The sequence below is a fragment of the Enterovirga aerilata genome (genome assembly GCF_013044135.1).
In the GTDB taxonomy this organism is placed as follows: Bacteria; Pseudomonadota; Alphaproteobacteria; order Rhizobiales; family Beijerinckiaceae; genus Enterovirga; species Enterovirga aerilata.
In genome coordinates this window covers 477,521-492,828 of record NZ_JABEPP010000001.1, presented here as the reverse complement: position 1 = coordinate 492,828, position 15,308 = coordinate 477,521, and the positions used below count along the sequence as shown (strand labels likewise).

Below are 15,308 nucleotides of genomic sequence, written 5' to 3'. Positions count from 1 at the left end.
GTCCGTTCTCCTCTAAACCGTATTCTGTCCGGCCCGCCCGTCCGCGGTCGGGTCCGCTTCCTCGTCGCCGGCGGCCGCTTCCTCCGCGGCCTTGCCGCGCCGGAGCGATTCCCGGATCAGGTCGTCGGTGAGCACGAGCCGCGCCTCCGCGATGTCGTCGAGCGCAAGCCTCGCCACGACCTCCTCGTCGCCCGGCGCGTCGGGGAGCTCGACCGTCGCCGTGGTCTCGTCCGCGTCCCGGACGATGCCGCGGAAGCGCTTGCGCCCCTCCAGCGGAACGCCAAGCTCGATCTTGGCCTCGTAACCCGCCCAGCGCCGGAAATCGGAGGCGCGCACCAGCGGCCGGTCGATCCCGGGCGACGAGACCTCCAGATGGTAGGCCTGTGCGACCGGGTCCTCCAGGTCGAGCACGGGCGAGACCGCGCGGCTCACCGCCTCGCAATCCTCCACGGTCATCGTCCCGTCCGGGCGCTCGGCCATGATCTGGACCGTCGTCCCGTTCTGGGCCGACACCTTCACGCGCACGAGGCGGAAGCCCAGATCCTCGAGCACCGGCTCGACCACCTGCGCGACGCGCGCCGCGACGCCCTTCTCGCGATAGAATCTGGCTTCGGATCCGTCCGTCATGACCGATGCTCGTCGTCCGGCGTCCAAGCAATAAAAAAGAGCGGGACCCTCTCGGGCCCGCTCCCGACAATGGCGCTTTCGCACCACACCAGAGCTGACGTCAGCTAGATAGCATCGGACGTGCCCCGGTGCAAGATTTGCGCGATCCGGCCTGTCAGAGATCCGCCGGCTCCGCCGCGTAGGCATACCCCTCCCCCAGCCCCACGACGCGGCCGAAGCCCGGGAAGGGCAGATGCATGCCGGCCACGGGGAGGTTCTCGGCCGCCGCGCGCTCGAAGATGCGGCGGCGCGTCTCCGCCGCCTGCCGGCCGTCGACGTCGAAGCCGACCGTCCAATGCGGGCGGGCGAACTGGAGCGCCGCGACATGGATGATGTCCGCCCAGATCAGGAGCCGCTCGCCGCGGCTCTCGACGAGGTAGCCGGTCTGGCCCGGCGTGTGGCCGGGCAGCGGCACCGTCCGGATCCCCGGCGCGACCTCGCGGCCGGCGGAGAAGCGGGTCGTCCGCTCGCGGTAGGCATCGAGCGCCTTAACGGCGTTGGCCAGCGTCGCCTTCATGCGTTCGGGTACGCGGCCGGGCAGATCGGGATCGAGCCAGAACGCGGCCTCCTCCTCGGCCAGCCACAGCTCGGCCGACGGAAAGGCGGTCTCGCCGGAGGGGTGCAGGAGCCCGCCCGCATGATCGCCGTGCATATGGGTCATCAGCACGACGTCGATCTCGTCCGGCGTCACTCCGGCCTCGGCCAGCGCGGCCGGGACATGGCCGAGATGCGCGCCGCGCGACGGCCCCGTCCCGGCATCGACCAGATAGCTGCAGCCGTCGGCCCGGATCAGGAAGGTGTTGACCGGGACCGGCATGGGATCGGCCGCATGGCCGGCCGCGGCCGCCAGGGAGGCGAGGTCCTGCGGGTCGGCATCCGGGAAGAGCGCCGGCGAGATCGTCTGCACGCCGTCGCTCAGCGCGATCACCTCGATGTCGCCGACCAGGCGCCGGACCGCCCGGCCGGGTGGGTACTCCTGCGTCATCGCCTCCTCCGTCCGCCTAGAGCCCTGCCTCGGCCGGGCCTGTTCTCGGGCGGGTGGCGGGGAAACTCAAGCGCCCCCCACGCTCAGGCCCGCATGGCGGCGCGGGCCAGGATCTGGTCCAGCGTCGCCGGCGTGAAATCCCACACATCCACGCCGACATCGAACTGCCGCTTCATGGGCCGGAGACGCCCGTGGCTGTGGCCGTGCAGGTTCAGGCTGCCCCGGCCCGAGCCGTTCCAGGTCCGGAAGGCATAGTGGCAGAGGACGAGACCGCGCCCATCCACTTCGAGCTCGGCATAGTGGCTCACTCTCTGCCAGCCCGGCCAGGCGAGCGTGGCGGGGCCGTCATTGTTGCCGATGATCAGGTGCTTCCGGCCGTTCAGTCCGGAAAGGAGGGCGTCGATCCGCTCCGGCTTCCGCAGCCGCGTCAGGTCCCCGAGATGCCAGACGGTGTCCTCCGGCCTCACCGCCGCGTTCCAGCGCGCGGCCATCGCCTCGTCCATCTCGGCGACGGACGCGAAGGGACGGCGGTCGATGAAGAGCCGCCGATGATCGCCGAAATGCTGGTCGGAGGTGAAGAAGACCGACAAGCGGTCCCGCCTAGTTCCGGTCGTCCGGCACGATCGGGAGGGGGTGGAACTCGATCCCCTCCTCCAGGAGCGCCTTCGCTTCGGCGGCGTTCGCCTCGCCGTAGATCGAGCGGTGCTCGATCTCGCCGTAATGCATCTTGCGCGCCTCCTCGGCGAAGGCCGTGCCGACGTAGTCGGCGTTCCTGGTCACGTGCTCGCGGACGGCCCGGAGCATCGCCCGGACCGCCTGCTCGCGCTCGGACATCAGGGCGACCGGCTGCGGGGCCGGCGCTGCCGGCACGGGCAGGTTCGCCGGGGCAGGCGCGGGCTCCGCGGCGGCCCCGGCGGCGTTCCCCTTCCGCCCCAGCGCGGGCGCCATGAGCTGCTTGGCCACCTTGGCGGAACCGCAGAGCGGACAGAGAACGAGGCCGCGTTCGGCCTGCCGGTCGTAGGAGGCCGAGGACGGGAACCACGACTCGAATTCGTGGCCGTTGTCGCAGGCCAGGGCGTAACGGATCATCTCGGACGCTGAGCCTTCAGAAAGCGCCTGTCATCATCCTGCCAAGTAAGCGCTTTCCGTGCCGTTACGAGATTTCACTCCGCGGCCGCAAGCCGCGGCGCGGACCGAGCCACCTCGACCGTGAACGGCCGCCCGTGCTTCAGGGCAGGGATGCGGCCGCGGGCCTCGGCCACGAGGGCGAGATCGATCTCCGCCATCACGATCCCCGGCTCGGCCGTGCCGTCCGCCAGCACGCGGCCCCACGGGTCGACGATGACCGAATGTCCGAAGGTCTCGCGCCCGTCCTCGTGCAGCCCGCCCTGCGCGGCCGAGATCATGAAGGAGCCGGTCTCGATGGCGCGCGCCCGGTGAAGCACGTGCCAATGCGCCTCGCCGGTCTGGCGCGTGAAGCAGGCCGGCGCCGACAGCATCCCCGCCCCTGCTTCGGCGAGCGCCCGGTAGAGGGCGGGAAAGCGGACGTCGTAGCAGATGGTGAGCCCGATCAGGCCCCAGGGCGTCTCCGCCAGGACCGCCCTGCCGCCGCCCGCATAGGTGGCCGATTCGCGCCAGGACTCGCCGTTCGGCAGGTCGACGTCGAAGAGGTGGATCTTGTCGTAGCGGGCCGTGATCTCGCCCTGCCGGTCGATCAGGAAGGCGCGGTTCGCGATCCTGTCGCCGGCGCGCACCGCGATCGAGCCGATATGGACGACCACGCCCCTCTCGCGTGCGACCTCCCGGAGGCCGGCGAGCGTGACGTCGGTCTCCTCAGGCCCGACCTTTTCGAAGAGCGCCGCCCGGCTGCGCTCGACGAGCGAGGTCATCTCGGGCGTCTGGACGAAATGCGCGCCGCGATCGGCGGCCTCACGCACGAGGGCGACCGCCGCGTCGCGGTTCGCGACCGGGTCGCGACCGGAGCGCATGCCCGCGCAGGCGGCGACGAATGTCTGGGCTGTCATGGCGCTCTCCGGCGGGATCAGGCGGCGAGCAACCTATCCAATTCGCCGCGCCGGTCCAGGGCGTAGAGGTCGTCGCAGCCGCCCACGTGGCGCTCGCCGATGAAGATCTGCGGCACGGTCGAGCGCCCGCCGGCACGCTGGATCATCTCACCGCGCCGGGCCGATTCCCGCCCGATGTCGATCTCCTCGAAATCGGCGCCTTTCTGCCGGAGGAGGTCCTTGGCGGCCGCGCAATAGGGGCACCAGCCCTTCGTATAGATCGTGATGGGGGACATGGCCGTCCGTCTGTTTCCGGCGGAAACGTAGCAGGCGCCCGGCCGTTCCGGCAAAGCGCAGGTCCCGGCGCGCTCACGAAACCGTGCGGCGGCCGCGAGAACGCGTTCCCGGTCCGGCCGTTGTCCGCACAGGAGAAGAGCGGATGAACGACGGCGCGATGCGGCTCGGCTTTCCCGTGAAGGTGATGGCGCGGGCCGACCTGAAGAGCAACGACACGAGGCGCTGGCAGAAGAACCCGCACCTCAAGGTGTCGCTCGAATATCTCGACGGGATCCTCGACCACCTCGCCCGGCACAAGATTGGGATGTACCGGATGTCGTCCGACCTGGCGCCCTACGCGACGCATCCCGGCATGCCGCAATTCCACGGCATGGTGGCGGAGAGCGACGCGGAGCTGCGCGCGATCGGCGAGAAGGCGCGGCGGCTCGACATCCGCCTGTCCTTCCACCCGTCGCAATTCGTGCTCCTGAACAGCCCCGACCCGGAGCTGACGCGCAAGAGCGTCTGGGACCTGGCATCCCAGGCCGAGATGCTGGACCGGATGGAGCTCGGGCCCGAGGCCGTGCTCGTCACCCATGTCGGCGGCACCTATGGAGACCGCGAGGCGAGCCGGGCGCGCTGGGCCGAAACCTGGCCGACGCTGCCGGAGCATGTGCGCCGGCGCCTCGTGCTCGAGCACGACGACCTCCGCTTCAGCGCCGCGGACGTCTTGTGGATCCACGAGCGGACCGGCGTGCGGCTCATCTTCGACTACCAGCATTTCTGGTGCCTGAACCCCGAGCGGCTCGACATGGTGGAGGCGCTGCGCCGCATCCTGGCGACCTGGCCGGACGGCGTCCGGCCCAAGCTCCACTATTCCTCCCCGCGGACGGAGCTGCGGGAGCTCAAGCGGCGCGACCGGACGACGAAGAAGCTCAAGACCGTGCTCCTGCCCCCCGTCTGGACGGGACATGCGGATTTCACGAATCCGTTCGAGTTCGCGCGCTTCATGCGCGACGCGGACGGCCTCGTCTTCGACGTGATGCTGGAGAGCAAGGCGAAGGACCTGGCCCTGATGAAGCTCCGGCCGGACCTCCTGCGCTATGCGCCGGACGTGGCGGCGCGGTTCGGACTGACCTCCTCCGATACGGAGTTGCTCGAAGCCGACGAGGCATCGCTCGAGGAGGGCACGGAGGGCGAACTGGACGAGGCGGCCTGAGCCTCATCCTCGGGGCACTCAGCTCGGCGCGCGAGTATTGCGGAGATCGGCGAGGGTCGAATCCTGCTCGTCGATCCTAGCAATCGCTCTCTGAACATCGGTGATAGCGGTAAGGGCCTTGTTCTCGAGTAGAACGATATCGCTCCGCACCACCGACAAGCCTGGTCCATTCTGGCCGCCAGGTCATCTATCTTCTGGTTCGTGCGTCCGAGAAGCTCGATGACACGGGCCTGCCGCTCCTGTGTCTCCGCGTTCTCACGCCGAATTTCCGCGAGCTGCCGCAGCATCAGGTTGTTCTCAGGCGACGGCGGGTCGGACATCACTTGAAGGTACTGCTTCGATTACCGGATGCAAGATGGGGAAGGTCGCCCTGCTTGCGTTCCCTACTCCTCAGCTCTCCGCCACGACGCGGGCGAAGGCGAGGACGTCGACTGCCGAGGCGCCGCCCCGCAGGAGCGCGCGGGAGGCGGCATTGGCGGTGGCGCCCGTGGTCAGCACGTCGTCGACGAGCAGCACGCGCTTCCCCTTGAGCTGCGGCCGGGCGCTTTCCGGCACGCGGAAGGCGCCCTGGAGATTCTCGGCCCGCTGGTTGCGGCTCAGCCCCACCTGAGGGGTGGTCCGCTTGATCCGCAGCAGCAGGGAGGGGTCGCAGGGCTTGCCGTGACGGGCGGCGACAACGCGCGCGAGTTCCATGGACTGGTTGAAGCGCCGCCACCAGAGCCGGGTCCGGTGGAGCGGCACCGGCACGATCACGTCCGCCTCCGCGGCGAGCTCCGCGCCCGAGCGCGCCATCATGGCGCCGAGCGCGGGAACGAGGTCGAGCCGATCGGAATATTTGAGGCGGTGCACCAGCCTGCGGGCGGTGTCGTCGTAGCGGGCGACGGCGCGGGCGCGGGCGAAGACGGGCGGATCGGCGATCGCCGCCGGCGACACGAGCGCCATCCCGAGATCGACCGCGAAGGGCGTGCCGAGGCGCTCGCAGAAAGGGCGCTCGATGAACCGGATGGAGCTCCAGCAGCGGCCGCACAGCGTGTGCGGCTCGCCCGTCGCCGCGCCGCAGCCGATGCAGCTCGGCGGAAAGACGAGCCCGAGGAGCGTGCCGCCGAAGCGGGACAATGCCGAGAGGCCGGCCTGGACCATGCCCGAAGCCTAGCCGCCCATACGGGTCCGCGCGAGCGCCTTCCGTCGCGGCCGGATCGGCGCCATAGGACGGCATGACTACGGCTCCGACCGTCTTCGACCGCGCGCTGGTGCGCAAGCGGCTCGCGCGCGCCATCGAGGGCAGGTTCGCGGGCTTCCTGCTCGAGCGGGCGGCCCTCGACCTGGAGGAGCGCCTCTCGGCCGTGAGCCGGCCGTTCCCGCTCGCGGTCGATATCGGCACGCCCACCCCCATAGCCGCGGAGATCGTCGCAAGGTCGCGGCCCGGGACCGCGATCGCGCGGATCGCGCCCGCTCCCGGCCCGGCCTCGTTCATTCCGACGGCGCTCGGCGACGAGGAGCGGCTGCCGATCGGCCCGGAATCGGTCGACCTCGCGGTGTCGCTCCTGGCGCTTCAATCCGTGAACGACCTTCCGGGCGCGCTGCTGCAGATCCGCCGCGCACTCCGGCCCGACGGGCTTCTGCTCGCATGCCTGTTCGGCGGCGACACGCTGACCGAGCTGCGCCAGGCCTTCGCGGCGGCCGAGGCCGAGATGGAAGGCGGCGCAAGCCCGCGCGTCGCGCCCTTCGCCGATGTGCGCTCGCTGGGCGGGCTCCTCCAGCGCGCCGGCTTCGCGCTGCCGGTCGTGGATCTCGAGACCGTGACGGTCCGCTACCGCGACGCGTTCCGGCTCATGCAGGACCTGCGGGCGATGGGCCTGACCAACGCGCTCGCCGAGCGCCGCCGCGCGCCGCTCCGGCGCGCGACCCTCATCCGCATGGCGGCTTTCTATGCGGAACGTTTCGCCGATCCGGACGGGCGCATCCGGGCGACCTTCGACATCGTCTGGCTCTCCGGCTGGGCGCCGCACGAGAGCCAGCAGAAGCCGCTCCGGCCCGGTTCCGCGCAGGCGAGGCTTGCGGATGCGCTCGGGGTGAGAGAACACCGGCCCGACATGCCGTCCGGCGGCGAGGGAGGGACAGGATGAGCGACAGGCCAGCGGACCACCCGATCACCATCGTGCCGAACCCGAACCGCATCCGGGTCGTGCTCGGCGGCACCATCGTGGCCGAGTCGACGCGCGCCCTGACCTTGCGCGAGGCGAACCATCCGCCGGTCTTCTACATCCCGCGCGAGGACGTGCAGATCGACCTCTTCGACCGCACGGAGCGGCGCTCCCATTGCCCCTACAAGGGGGACGCGAGCTACTACAAGCTTACGGCCGGCGGGCTCGAGCGCCGGGACGCCGCCTGGAGCTACGAGGCGCCGCTGCCCGCCGCCAAGGCCATCGCCGGGCACATGGCCTTCTATCCGGAGAAGGTGGACGCGATCGAGGAGCTCTACTGAGCATGGCGGAGCGCCCCGAACGGCTCGCCCGCTCCGCCTTCCGGCTGTTCCGGCCCGTCCCGACGCGCTGGATGGACAACGACGTCTACGGGCACGTGAACAACGTCGTCTACTACTCGTATTTCGACACGGCCGTGAACGCCCATCTGGTCGATCACGGCGTGCTCGACCCGGCCACGAGCCCGGTCACGGGCCTCGTGGTCGAGACCTCCTGCACCTATTTCGAATCGATCTCCTTTCCCGAGACGGTCGAGGCCGGGATCGCGGTCACGGCGCTCGGACGCTCGTCGGCGACCTACCGGGTCGCGATCTTCAAGGCAGGCGGCGAGCTCGCGGCGGCGCAGGGCCGCTTCACGCATGTCTATGTCGACCGCGCCACGGGCCGCCCGGCCGGGATCCCGGCGGCGACGCGCGCCGTCCTCGAGCCGCTGCGCGCCTGACCCGTCAGGGGCGGTGGCAGACCGCCTCGACATTGTGGCCGTCCGGATCCAGCACGAAGGCCGCATAGTAGTGGGGATGGTAGTGCGGCCTGAGGCCCGGCCGGCCGTTGTCCCGCCCGCCGGCCCGGATCGCGGCCTCGTGGAAGAGGCGCACCTGCTCCCGGCTCTCCGCCGCGAAAGCGACATGCAGCGGCGGCGAGGTCTTCCCGTCCGAGCCGATCCAGAAATCCGGCTTCTCCCGGCCGTAGCCGGCGGCCCAGTTGCCGCGCTCCGTCTCGGCCGGGCTCATCTCCATCACGAGCCTGATCCCGAGCGGCGCGAGCGCCGCGTTGTAGAATGCGCGCGCCCTGGCGTAGTCGGAGACGCCGAAGCCGAAATGATCCAGGATCATGGTCTGCTCCTTGCGGTCACGCGCTCGGGCCGGCTCCGACGAGCTCGATCAGGGCTGGGATCAGCGGCTCGTCGGCCGGCGGCATGGGATAGTTCCGGAGCTCCGCCGGCCTCACCCATTTGAGACGCTGGCCTTCGAGCGGCTGCACGAAGCCGTTCCACCGGCGGCAGGCATAGAGCGGCATCAGGAGATGGAAGCTCTCGTAGGCATGGCTCGCGAAGGTGAGCGGCGCGAGGCAGGGTTCCTCGACCGCGATGCCGAGCTCCTCCCGGAGCTCCCGGATCAGGGTCTGCTCGGGCCGCTCGCCGAATTCCACCTTCCCACCGGGGAATTCCCACATCCCGGCGAGCTGTTTCCCCTCCGGCCGCTCGGCGATGAGCACGCGGAAATCGGCGTCGATCAGGGCGACCGCCGCGACGAGGAGAAGCTTCATCGCGGGGCCTATTCGCCGAAGCGGTATTGCAGGGTCACGCCGGCGCCCAGGTCGCGTGTCGTGCGCGTGGTGGCGTTGCGGATGTCGGTCGGCTCGATCTTGCCGGCCTCGCCGAAGACGCCGATCGTGGCCCGCTTGGAGACCTCGAGCTCCAGGTCCGGCGTGGCGTGCGAGCCGAGCAGGCCCGGCTTGGCGAAGGGCGAGGCCACGTCCGTGCCCGTCGGGGCGAGAGCGCCCGGCCGGGCCGCGCCTTCGGGCGGCGCGACCCACCGGCTGCGCCCCATGCTGCCGGTGGCCGTCGGCATGTCGATTTCGGCCTGGCCGGGAGCGGCAAGCATGTCCGCCTGTACCGCGGCCGCGACGGGCGCGACGGCGATCCGGCTCGCATGTCCTGCCGGAGGGGCCGGCGCGGGATGCCGCCGCGCCTCGTGCGCCCGCACGAAGACCGCCACGCCGGCGCTCTCGAAGGAGCCGAGCGGGACGGCGGAACGCGGCTCCGGCACGCGCAGGAATTCCGGGCCGGCTTCGGCCCCGAACGTGCTCAGAAGGAGCAGGACCGCCGCGGGGCGGGTCACGCGAGGCACCCTGTCCGTCTCCGATTCGTGCCCGTCCGATAACCAGAGGATAGCCCGGCTATTGCCGCAGCGCCCAGACCACCTCGACCTCGGCCGAGACGGCGAGCGTCCCGGCCTCCAGCGGCACGGCCTTGGCCTGGCTCTCGGCGGTGGCCATGCGCATGACTGGATAGGGCGGGTGACCAGGCCGTTCCGCCCGGGGCGGGGTGGTGATCCTCTCGACCGGTCCGAGCGTCACGCCGGCGGCCTCCGCCACCGCCCTCGCCCGCGCGAGCGCATCGCGGGTCGCGGCGACGGCCGCTTCGCGCTCGGCCTTTCCCGGCTCGCGCAGGCCGAAGGACACCGAGTCGATGCGGTTCGCGCCGCCTTCGACGGCCTGCTGCATGAACTGGCCGAGCCTGCCCATGTCGGCGAGCCGGACGGTCACGACGTTCTGCGCCTGGTAGCCGTCCGGCTGCTGCTCGACCCCGCTCGGCGTCCGCACGCTCCGGAAGGCCTGATGCAGGCTCACCGCGCTCGTCGCGACGTCGCGCGGCTCGACCCCCATCGTCTTCGCCAGCGCGATCGTCCGGGCCACCGCCGCGGAGTTGTCGGCAAGCGCCGCAGCCGCGGTGGCGGCCTTGGAGGTCACGCCGATCTGCACCGCGGCGAAGTCCGGCGGCGTCTCGATCGTGGCCTGTCCGATCACGCTGATGCGCCCGGGTTCCGGGCCGGGGGCCGGCTGGGCCAGCGCGGCCGAGGCCCATCCGGCAAGGCACAGCGTGGAGAAGGCTAGGCGGCGCAGGCTCACGAGCGATAATCTCCGTTGATCTCGACATAGGCCTTGGTGAGGTCGCAGGTCCAAACCCGCGCCTTGCCCCCGCCCAGGCCGAGATCCACCCTCACGGCGATCTCGTCCTTTTTCATGACCGCGGAGGCCGCCTCCTCGCTGTAAGCCGGGTCGCGCGCGCCCTCGACCGCGACCCGCACGTCCCCGAAGGAAATCGCGAGGCGGTCCCGGTCGGCCGGCTCGCCGGCCTTGCCGACGGCCATCACGACCCGGCCCCAATTCGCATCCTCCCCGGCGATCGCGGTCTTCACGAGGGGGGAGTTCGCGATGGACATGGCGATCCGATGGGCGGAGCGGTCGCTCTCGGCGCCCGAGACCTCGACGGTCACGAACTTGCGCGCGCCCTCTCCGTCGCGCGCGACGAGCTGCGCGAGCTCCACGAGCAGGTCGTCGAGCGCCTGCCGGAAGGGCTGCAGCGCCGGATCGTCCGCGCTCTCGACGGCAGGCCCGCCCGCCTTGCCCGTGGCGAAAAGGAGGAGCGTGTCGGAGGTCGAGGTGTCGCCGTCGACCGTGACGCAGTTGAAGCTCTTCTCCGCGCCGGCCGCCAGGAGCTGCTGCAGCACCGGCGCGGCGATCGCGGCATCGGTGAACACGAAGGAGAGCATGGTGGCCATGTCGGGCGCGATCATGCCGGCCCCCTTCGCCATGCCGTTGATCGCGACCTCCGCCTCCCCCAGCCGCACCCGGCGGGTCGCGATCTTGGGGAAGGTGTCGGTCGTCATGATGGCGCGGGCGGCATCGAGCCACGAGTCCGGGCGGGCACGTCCCGCGCAGTCGGCGAGCACGCCGCGGAACTTGGTCGCGTCCAGCGGCTCGCCGATGACCCCGGTCGAGGCAAGGAACACCTCCTCGGGCCGGCAGCCGGCGGCCTCGGCGGCGATCTCGGCCGTCAGCCGGACGGCCTCGCGGCCCTTCAGGCCCGTGAAGGCGTTGGCGTTGCCCGAATTGACGACGACGGCGCGGGCCGCCCCGCCCGGCAGGTGCGCCCGGCACCAATCCACCGGGGCGGAGGGGCAGCGCGAGCGCGTGAACACGCCCGCCACCTGCGTGCCCTCGTCCAGCTCGACGTAGAGAACGTCGGTCCGCCCCCGGTAGCGGATGCCTGCCTCGGCGGTCGCGAGGCGGACGCCGCGGATGGGCGGCATCTCGGGATAGCTCTGCGGTGCCAGCGGCGAAACGGCGTGAGTCAACGGGAGAACCTTTGTCACGGCCGGGCTTGTCCCGGCCGTCTCGACGCCCGCGCCGCCTCTCACATCCGGCGGGCCGGGACAAGCCCGAGTGTCCCGGCCGCGCACCGCCTCGCCGGACCGTGGCTCGGCTCCGCCGGCTTCACGGCCGCTTCGGGATCTCCAACCCGCGCTGGACGGCCGGGCGCGCGAGGCCCTGCTCGAGCCAGCGCGGCACCTCCTTCAGGGACGCATAGTCGACGAGGTCGCCGGCGCCGTAGAAGCCGACGAGGTTGCGCACCCAGCCGAGCATGGAGATGTCCGCGATCGTATACTCGTCGCCCATGATCCAGTCGCGCCCGGCGAGACGCGTCTCGAGCACGCCGAGCAGCCGCTTCGATTCCGCCGCGTAGCGGTCGCGCGGGCGCTTGTCCTCCCATTCGCGGCCCGCGAACTTATGGAAGAAGCCGAGCTGCCCGAACATCGGCCCGATCGCGGCCATCTGGAAGAAGACCCATTGCAGGGCCTCGTAGCGGCCCGCCGGATCGGACGGCAGGAGCTTGCCCGTCTTCTCGGCGAGATAGACGAGGATCGCGCCCGATTCCCAGAGCCCGAACGGCTTCCCGCCCGGCCCGTCGGGATCGATGATCGCCGGGATCTTGCCGTTCGGGTTGAGCGACAGGAATTCGGGGGTCCAGGTCTCGTTCGCCCCGATATTGATCGTATGCGGCTCGTAGGCGAGCCCGATCTCCTCCAGCATGATGGAGGCCTTCACGCCGTTCGGGGTCGGCAGCGAATAGAGCTGCAGCCGGTCGGGATGGGCGGCCGGCCAGCGCTTCGTGATGGGGAAGGTGGATAGATCTGCCATGTGCCTCGCTCGACGCGTGCGGGACGCCGGTCCCGGCCGGCGAGGCGCTTTTCACGGAACGGCCGCCGGAACAAGCCCGGCGGCCGCATCGGTCCGGATCAGCCGCGACGGGCGCGGATCATGAAGGTGTCGAAGGAATATTCGGCGAGCTGCCACCAGAGATATTCCTCGTTCCTGAACGCCCGCATGTGCTCGTAGAGCTTTTTGAAGTCCGGGTTCTTGGCCGAGAGATCGTCATAAATCTCGTTGGACGCCTTGTAACCCGCCTCCAGGATCTCCTGGCTGAACGGCCGGAGCTGCGCGCCTTGCGCGACGAGGCGCCGGAGAGCGGCCGGGTTGCGTGCGTCGTATTTCGCCGTCATCTCCATGCCGGCCTGGATCGCGGCCGTGGTCATGACCTGCTTGTAGAGCTTCGGCAGCTCCTCCCATTTCGGCTTGTTGATCCAGAAATGGGTGGTGGGCGCACCCTCCCAGAAGCCCGGATAGTAGTAGTAGGGCGCAACCTTGGCGAAGCCGAGCTTCTCGTCGTCATAGGGGCCGACCCATTCGGCCGCGTCGATCGTGCCGCGCTCCAGCGCCGGATAGATGTCGCCGCCCGGAATCTGCTGCGGCACCGCGCCCATCTTGGCGAGAACCTGTCCGGCGAGGCCCGCGATGCGGAACTTGAGCCCCTGGAGGTCGGCGACGGTCTTCACCTCCTTGCGGAACCAGCCGCCCATCTGGGTGCCGGTATTGCCGCCCTGGAGAGTATGCACGTTGTACTTGGCGACGAACTCGTTCACGAGATCCTGGCCGCCGCCCATATGCAACCAGGCGTTCCGCTGCCGCACGTTCATGATAAAGGGGACGTCGGCGATGAGGGCGAGCGCCGGATCCTTGCCCACGTAGTAGTAGCCGGGGCCGTGGATCATCTCGACCGTAGCGTTCGACACCGCATCGAGCGCCTGCGGCATGCCGACGATCTCACCGGCAGCGAAGGGCTGGATCTGGAACTTGCCCTCGGTCAGCTCGCTGACCAGCCGGGAGAAGGTCTCGGACGCGCCGTAGAGCGTGTCGAGCGATTTCGGGAAGGTAGAGGAGAGCCGCCACCGGATCTCAGGATTGGATTGCGCGATGGCAGGCGCGGCGACGGTGCCGGCCGCCAGGCCGACGGAGCCGGCCTGGAGGAACTGACGACGTTTCATGCGGACGTTTCCCCAATGGTGGGGCACCCGAGGGTGCCGGCGGGGAATGTGTCACGCCGTCCGCTTTTGTCGAGCCCGACTTTGGGAACTGCCGCCTATTTGGGCTGAGCGGCACCCGGCGCCGGCGTTGCTCCGGTCGCAGCCGCCGGCTGGTCGAGCCGCTCGACCTTCCCGCTCTTGCGCAGGGCCAGGACGACGTCCTGCTGCGCCTTGCGGGTGAGATACTGGTCGATCTGGTCCTTCAGCTCCTCGAAGGTCGGCTGCGGCTTCGTGCGGCGCTCCTCGACCTGGATGACGTGCCAGCCGAACTGGCTCTTCACCGGGTCGGAGATCTCCTTCGGCTTCATGGCGAAGGCGGCCTCGGCGAAGGGTTCGACCATGCGGTCCTTGGTGAAGAAGCCGAGCTCGCCGCCCTCGTTCTTCGAGCCCGGATCCTTGGAGACCTCCGCCGCGACCTTGGCGAAATCCTCCCCGCCCTTGACGCGCGCGGCGACCTTCTTCGCCTCCGCCTCGTCCTCGACGAGGATGTGGCGGGCGCGCACCTCCTCCTCCGGCTGCATGGTCTTGGCGGTCTCGTCGTAGAGCTTGCGGGCGGCGTCGGGGCTCACCGCCTTCTTGGTCTCCTGCTCCAGGTATTCGTCGACGAGAAGCTTGTCCCGCATATAGGCGAGGCGGCGCTTGAACTCGGGCGTGTCGGCGAGCTTCGCGGCCTCGGCCGCCTGGGCGCCGAGCTTGAGGTCGATCACATAGCCGACCAGGATGTCGCGCTTCTGCTTCTCGTCCGTGCCCGGAAGCGCGAGGGCGGGATCCTCGGCGGCAACGGCGAGATCGGCCTCCGTGATGCTCTGCCCGCCGACCTTCGCGATGACCTTGTCCGGGTCGGCCGGTGCGGCGGATGCGGTCGGCGGAGCGGCCGGAGCCGGCGCGGTCTGGGCCACGGCGCCGAGCGGAAGCGCGAGCGCCGCCGCAAGTGCGGTGCTGCGCAGAAGCGTGGTGGGACGTGACGACATGAGCTGTTCCTGCTGGCCCGCTGGGTCGCGGAGACGTGGATTAGTTCCAGGAAGATGGCAAGACTGCGCCCTCGGGCGGCCGGGGCCTGCCGGGAGCGTGCGTCAATTGATCCCGCCGCTCAGATCCTCGATCATCCGAGCAATGACGGGCCGGAGCTCAGGCAACCTCACATTCACCACGTCCCACAGCACGGGAGGCTCGACCGCATAGTAGTCGTGCCGCAGCACGTTCCCGATGGCGCGCATCACGCCAGTTCGGGCCAGGGTACTGGTTGGTGATGTCCTCCGGGACGGCTCGGACCGCCTCAGAGATGATCAGGAGAGCGTGCTCGGCCGTGCGCCGATGCATATAGCTCGACGCGAACACCTCATAGCCGATGCCGCCCATCGCTGCCGTAAGCTGGTCGATCTCGTCCCGTATGTGGCGTAGCCGCGCGACGGGATTCCGGCTTGCCCCCATTAGAAGACCCTGACGGCCTCGCTCTCGACGGTGTCGCGGATGTAGTCAGACAGCCCCTGACGGGTGCTGTAGCCGACCGGCACCCCGGGAAATATCCGCTCGATCAGCTCGAACGGTCCCATGTAGTTGTCCAGGCGGAAGAAGTCCTGGCCGACAGGCTCGACGAAAACGTCCAGATCGGAGCCCGGGCCAGCCTCGTCACGGGCAACGGAGCCGAAGAGATACAGGTGAGCGACGCCGAAAGCCCGAAGCTCCGGCTCGAGCCCCGCCAGTCTGGAGACCGCCTCGTCTCGTCTCATTGCTGCTTCGACCTTTGAT

Annotated in this window: 20 protein-coding genes and 1 pseudogene; 4 read left to right on the top strand and 17 right to left on the bottom strand. The window is 70.0% G+C overall.

All coding sequences use genetic code 11. The features are described 5' to 3' along the window. Positions 1–12: 12 nt before the first annotated feature. The 6 genes from rimP to grxC form a co-directional block, all read right to left on the bottom strand. Entirely contained in the window at positions 13–627 is a 615-nt protein-coding gene (rimP, locus tag HJG44_RS02435) for a ribosome maturation factor RimP (protein WP_171216728.1), read from the bottom strand. Between the two features lie 154 nt (positions 628–781). Further along, positions 782–1,651, bottom strand: coding sequence for an MBL fold metallo-hydrolase (locus HJG44_RS02430; RefSeq protein WP_171216727.1), 870 nt, complete (start codon positions 1,649–1,651; stop codon positions 782–784). A gap of 83 nt (positions 1,652–1,734) precedes the next feature. Further along, positions 1,735–2,241 (bottom strand): metallophosphoesterase, encoded by a 507-nt coding sequence (locus HJG44_RS02425; RefSeq protein ID WP_171216726.1) that lies wholly within the window; start codon positions 2,239–2,241, stop codon positions 1,735–1,737. A gap of 10 nt (positions 2,242–2,251) precedes the next feature. Beyond that, entirely contained in the window at positions 2,252–2,740 is a 489-nt protein-coding gene (locus HJG44_RS02420; protein ID WP_171216725.1) for a DUF1178 family protein, read from the bottom strand. Between the two features lie 74 nt (positions 2,741–2,814). Continuing rightward, positions 2,815–3,675 (bottom strand): carbon-nitrogen hydrolase family protein, encoded by an 861-nt coding sequence (locus HJG44_RS02415; RefSeq protein ID WP_171216724.1) that lies wholly within the window; start codon positions 3,673–3,675, stop codon positions 2,815–2,817. Positions 3,676–3,692: 17 nt separating this feature from the next. Then, positions 3,693–3,950, bottom strand: coding sequence for a glutaredoxin 3 (gene grxC, locus HJG44_RS02410; protein WP_171216723.1), 258 nt, complete (start codon positions 3,948–3,950; stop codon positions 3,693–3,695). Positions 3,951–4,093: 143 nt separating this feature from the next. Here grxC and uvsE point away from each other — a divergent pair, with 143 nt between their 5' ends. Further along, positions 4,094–5,149 (top strand): UV DNA damage repair endonuclease UvsE, encoded by a 1,056-nt coding sequence (uvsE, locus tag HJG44_RS02405; RefSeq protein WP_210260880.1) that lies wholly within the window; start codon positions 4,094–4,096, stop codon positions 5,147–5,149. 390 nt (positions 5,150–5,539) lie between these two features. Here the strand turns inward: uvsE and HJG44_RS02400 are convergent, their stop codons facing one another. Beyond that, positions 5,540–6,289, bottom strand: coding sequence for a ComF family protein (locus tag HJG44_RS02400; RefSeq protein ID WP_171216722.1), 750 nt, complete (start codon positions 6,287–6,289; stop codon positions 5,540–5,542). 74 nt (positions 6,290–6,363) lie between these two features. Here HJG44_RS02400 and HJG44_RS02395 point away from each other — a divergent pair, with 74 nt between their 5' ends. The 3 genes from HJG44_RS02395 to HJG44_RS02385 are packed head-to-tail and all read left to right on the top strand — an operon-like array spanning position 6,364 to position 8,074. Then, a complete protein-coding gene (locus tag HJG44_RS02395) occupies positions 6,364–7,275 on the top strand; it encodes a methyltransferase domain-containing protein (protein ID WP_171216721.1) in 912 nt (303 codons plus the stop codon). Then, positions 7,272–7,634 carry a DUF427 domain-containing protein gene (locus HJG44_RS02390; RefSeq protein ID WP_171216720.1) on the top strand — a complete coding sequence of 121 codons (363 nt, stop codon included), beginning with the start codon at positions 7,272–7,274 and terminating at the stop codon, positions 7,632–7,634. Before HJG44_RS02395 ends, HJG44_RS02390 begins: the two co-directional genes overlap by 4 nt. Before the next feature lie 2 nt (positions 7,635–7,636). Beyond that, entirely contained in the window at positions 7,637–8,074 is a 438-nt protein-coding gene (locus HJG44_RS02385) for an acyl-CoA thioesterase (RefSeq protein ID WP_171216719.1), read from the top strand. Positions 8,075–8,078: 4 nt separating this feature from the next. Here HJG44_RS02385 and HJG44_RS02380 read toward each other — a convergent pair whose 3' ends face one another. From HJG44_RS02380 to HJG44_RS02335, 10 genes and pseudogenes are all read right to left on the bottom strand, one after another. After that, positions 8,079–8,462, bottom strand: a complete 384-nt coding sequence (locus HJG44_RS02380) for a VOC family protein (protein ID WP_171217275.1) — start codon at positions 8,460–8,462, stop codon at positions 8,079–8,081. 19 nt (positions 8,463–8,481) lie between these two features. Beyond that, the gene (locus HJG44_RS02375; RefSeq protein WP_171216718.1) at positions 8,482–8,898 is read right to left on the bottom strand and encodes a (deoxy)nucleoside triphosphate pyrophosphohydrolase; all 417 of its coding nucleotides are present in this window, start codon (positions 8,896–8,898) and stop codon (positions 8,482–8,484) included. A gap of 8 nt (positions 8,899–8,906) precedes the next feature. Then, positions 8,907–9,473: a hypothetical protein gene (locus tag HJG44_RS02370; protein WP_171216717.1), complete on the bottom strand. Its 567-nt coding sequence runs from the start codon at positions 9,471–9,473 to the stop codon at positions 8,907–8,909. A gap of 58 nt (positions 9,474–9,531) precedes the next feature. Then, complete coding sequence (locus HJG44_RS02365) at positions 9,532–10,263, bottom strand: SIMPL domain-containing protein (RefSeq protein ID WP_346767072.1); 732 nt, start codon at positions 10,261–10,263, stop codon at positions 9,532–9,534. Continuing rightward, a complete protein-coding gene (gene argJ / locus HJG44_RS02360) occupies positions 10,260–11,447 on the bottom strand; it encodes a bifunctional glutamate N-acetyltransferase/amino-acid acetyltransferase ArgJ (protein ID WP_171217273.1) in 1,188 nt (395 codons plus the stop codon). Before argJ ends, HJG44_RS02365 begins: the two co-directional genes overlap by 4 nt. A gap of 184 nt (positions 11,448–11,631) precedes the next feature. After that, complete coding sequence (locus HJG44_RS02355; RefSeq protein ID WP_171216716.1) at positions 11,632–12,336, bottom strand: glutathione S-transferase N-terminal domain-containing protein; 705 nt, start codon at positions 12,334–12,336, stop codon at positions 11,632–11,634. A 98-nt stretch (positions 12,337–12,434) separates the two neighbouring features. Further along, on the bottom strand, positions 12,435–13,520 hold the full coding sequence (locus HJG44_RS02350; protein ID WP_171216715.1) for a TRAP transporter substrate-binding protein: 1,086 nt from the start codon (positions 13,518–13,520) through the stop codon (positions 12,435–12,437). 95 nt (positions 13,521–13,615) lie between these two features. Continuing rightward, positions 13,616–14,530 (bottom strand): peptidylprolyl isomerase, encoded by a 915-nt coding sequence (locus tag HJG44_RS02345; protein WP_171216714.1) that lies wholly within the window; start codon positions 14,528–14,530, stop codon positions 13,616–13,618. Positions 14,531–14,632: 102 nt separating this feature from the next. Next, positions 14,633–14,918: pseudogene (locus tag HJG44_RS24150) on the bottom strand (HepT-like ribonuclease domain-containing protein). Positions 14,919–14,989: 71 nt separating this feature from the next. After that, a complete protein-coding gene (locus HJG44_RS02335) occupies positions 14,990–15,289 on the bottom strand; it encodes a nucleotidyltransferase family protein (RefSeq protein ID WP_171216712.1) in 300 nt (99 codons plus the stop codon). Positions 15,290–15,308 lie beyond the last annotated feature (19 nt).

Coding starts and splice junctions, on each gene's coding strand:
- HJG44_RS02395 (WP_171216721.1), top strand. CDS start 6,364: ATGACTACGGCTCCGACCGTCTTCGACCGCGCGCTGGTGCGCAAGCGG.
- HJG44_RS02420 (WP_171216725.1), bottom strand. CDS start 2,740: ATGATCCGTTACGCCCTGGCCTGCGACAACGGCCACGAATTCGAGTCG.
- HJG44_RS02385 (WP_171216719.1), top strand. CDS start 7,637: ATGGCGGAGCGCCCCGAACGGCTCGCCCGCTCCGCCTTCCGGCTGTTC.
- argJ (WP_171217273.1), bottom strand. CDS start 11,447: ATGCCGCCCATCCGCGGCGTCCGCCTCGCGACCGCCGAGGCAGGCATC.
- HJG44_RS02355 (WP_171216716.1), bottom strand. CDS start 12,336: ATGGCAGATCTATCCACCTTCCCCATCACGAAGCGCTGGCCGGCCGCC.
- grxC (WP_171216723.1), bottom strand. CDS start 3,950: ATGTCCCCCATCACGATCTATACGAAGGGCTGGTGCCCCTATTGCGCG.
- HJG44_RS02345 (WP_171216714.1), bottom strand. CDS start 14,530: ATGTCGTCACGTCCCACCACGCTTCTGCGCAGCACCGCACTTGCGGCG.
- HJG44_RS02430 (WP_171216727.1), bottom strand. CDS start 1,651: ATGACGCAGGAGTACCCACCCGGCCGGGCGGTCCGGCGCCTGGTCGGC.
- HJG44_RS02400 (WP_171216722.1), bottom strand. CDS start 6,289: ATGGTCCAGGCCGGCCTCTCGGCATTGTCCCGCTTCGGCGGCACGCTC.
- HJG44_RS02415 (WP_171216724.1), bottom strand. CDS start 3,675: ATGACAGCCCAGACATTCGTCGCCGCCTGCGCGGGCATGCGCTCCGGT.
- HJG44_RS02390 (WP_171216720.1), top strand. CDS start 7,272: ATGAGCGACAGGCCAGCGGACCACCCGATCACCATCGTGCCGAACCCG.
- HJG44_RS02350 (WP_171216715.1), bottom strand. CDS start 13,520: ATGAAACGTCGTCAGTTCCTCCAGGCCGGCTCCGTCGGCCTGGCGGCC.
- uvsE (WP_210260880.1), top strand. CDS start 4,094: ATGAACGACGGCGCGATGCGGCTCGGCTTTCCCGTGAAGGTGATGGCG.
- rimP (WP_171216728.1), bottom strand. CDS start 627: ATGACGGACGGATCCGAAGCCAGATTCTATCGCGAGAAGGGCGTCGCG.
- HJG44_RS02335 (WP_171216712.1), bottom strand. CDS start 15,289: ATGAGACGAGACGAGGCGGTCTCCAGACTGGCGGGGCTCGAGCCGGAG.
- HJG44_RS02375 (WP_171216718.1), bottom strand. CDS start 8,898: ATGAAGCTTCTCCTCGTCGCGGCGGTCGCCCTGATCGACGCCGATTTC.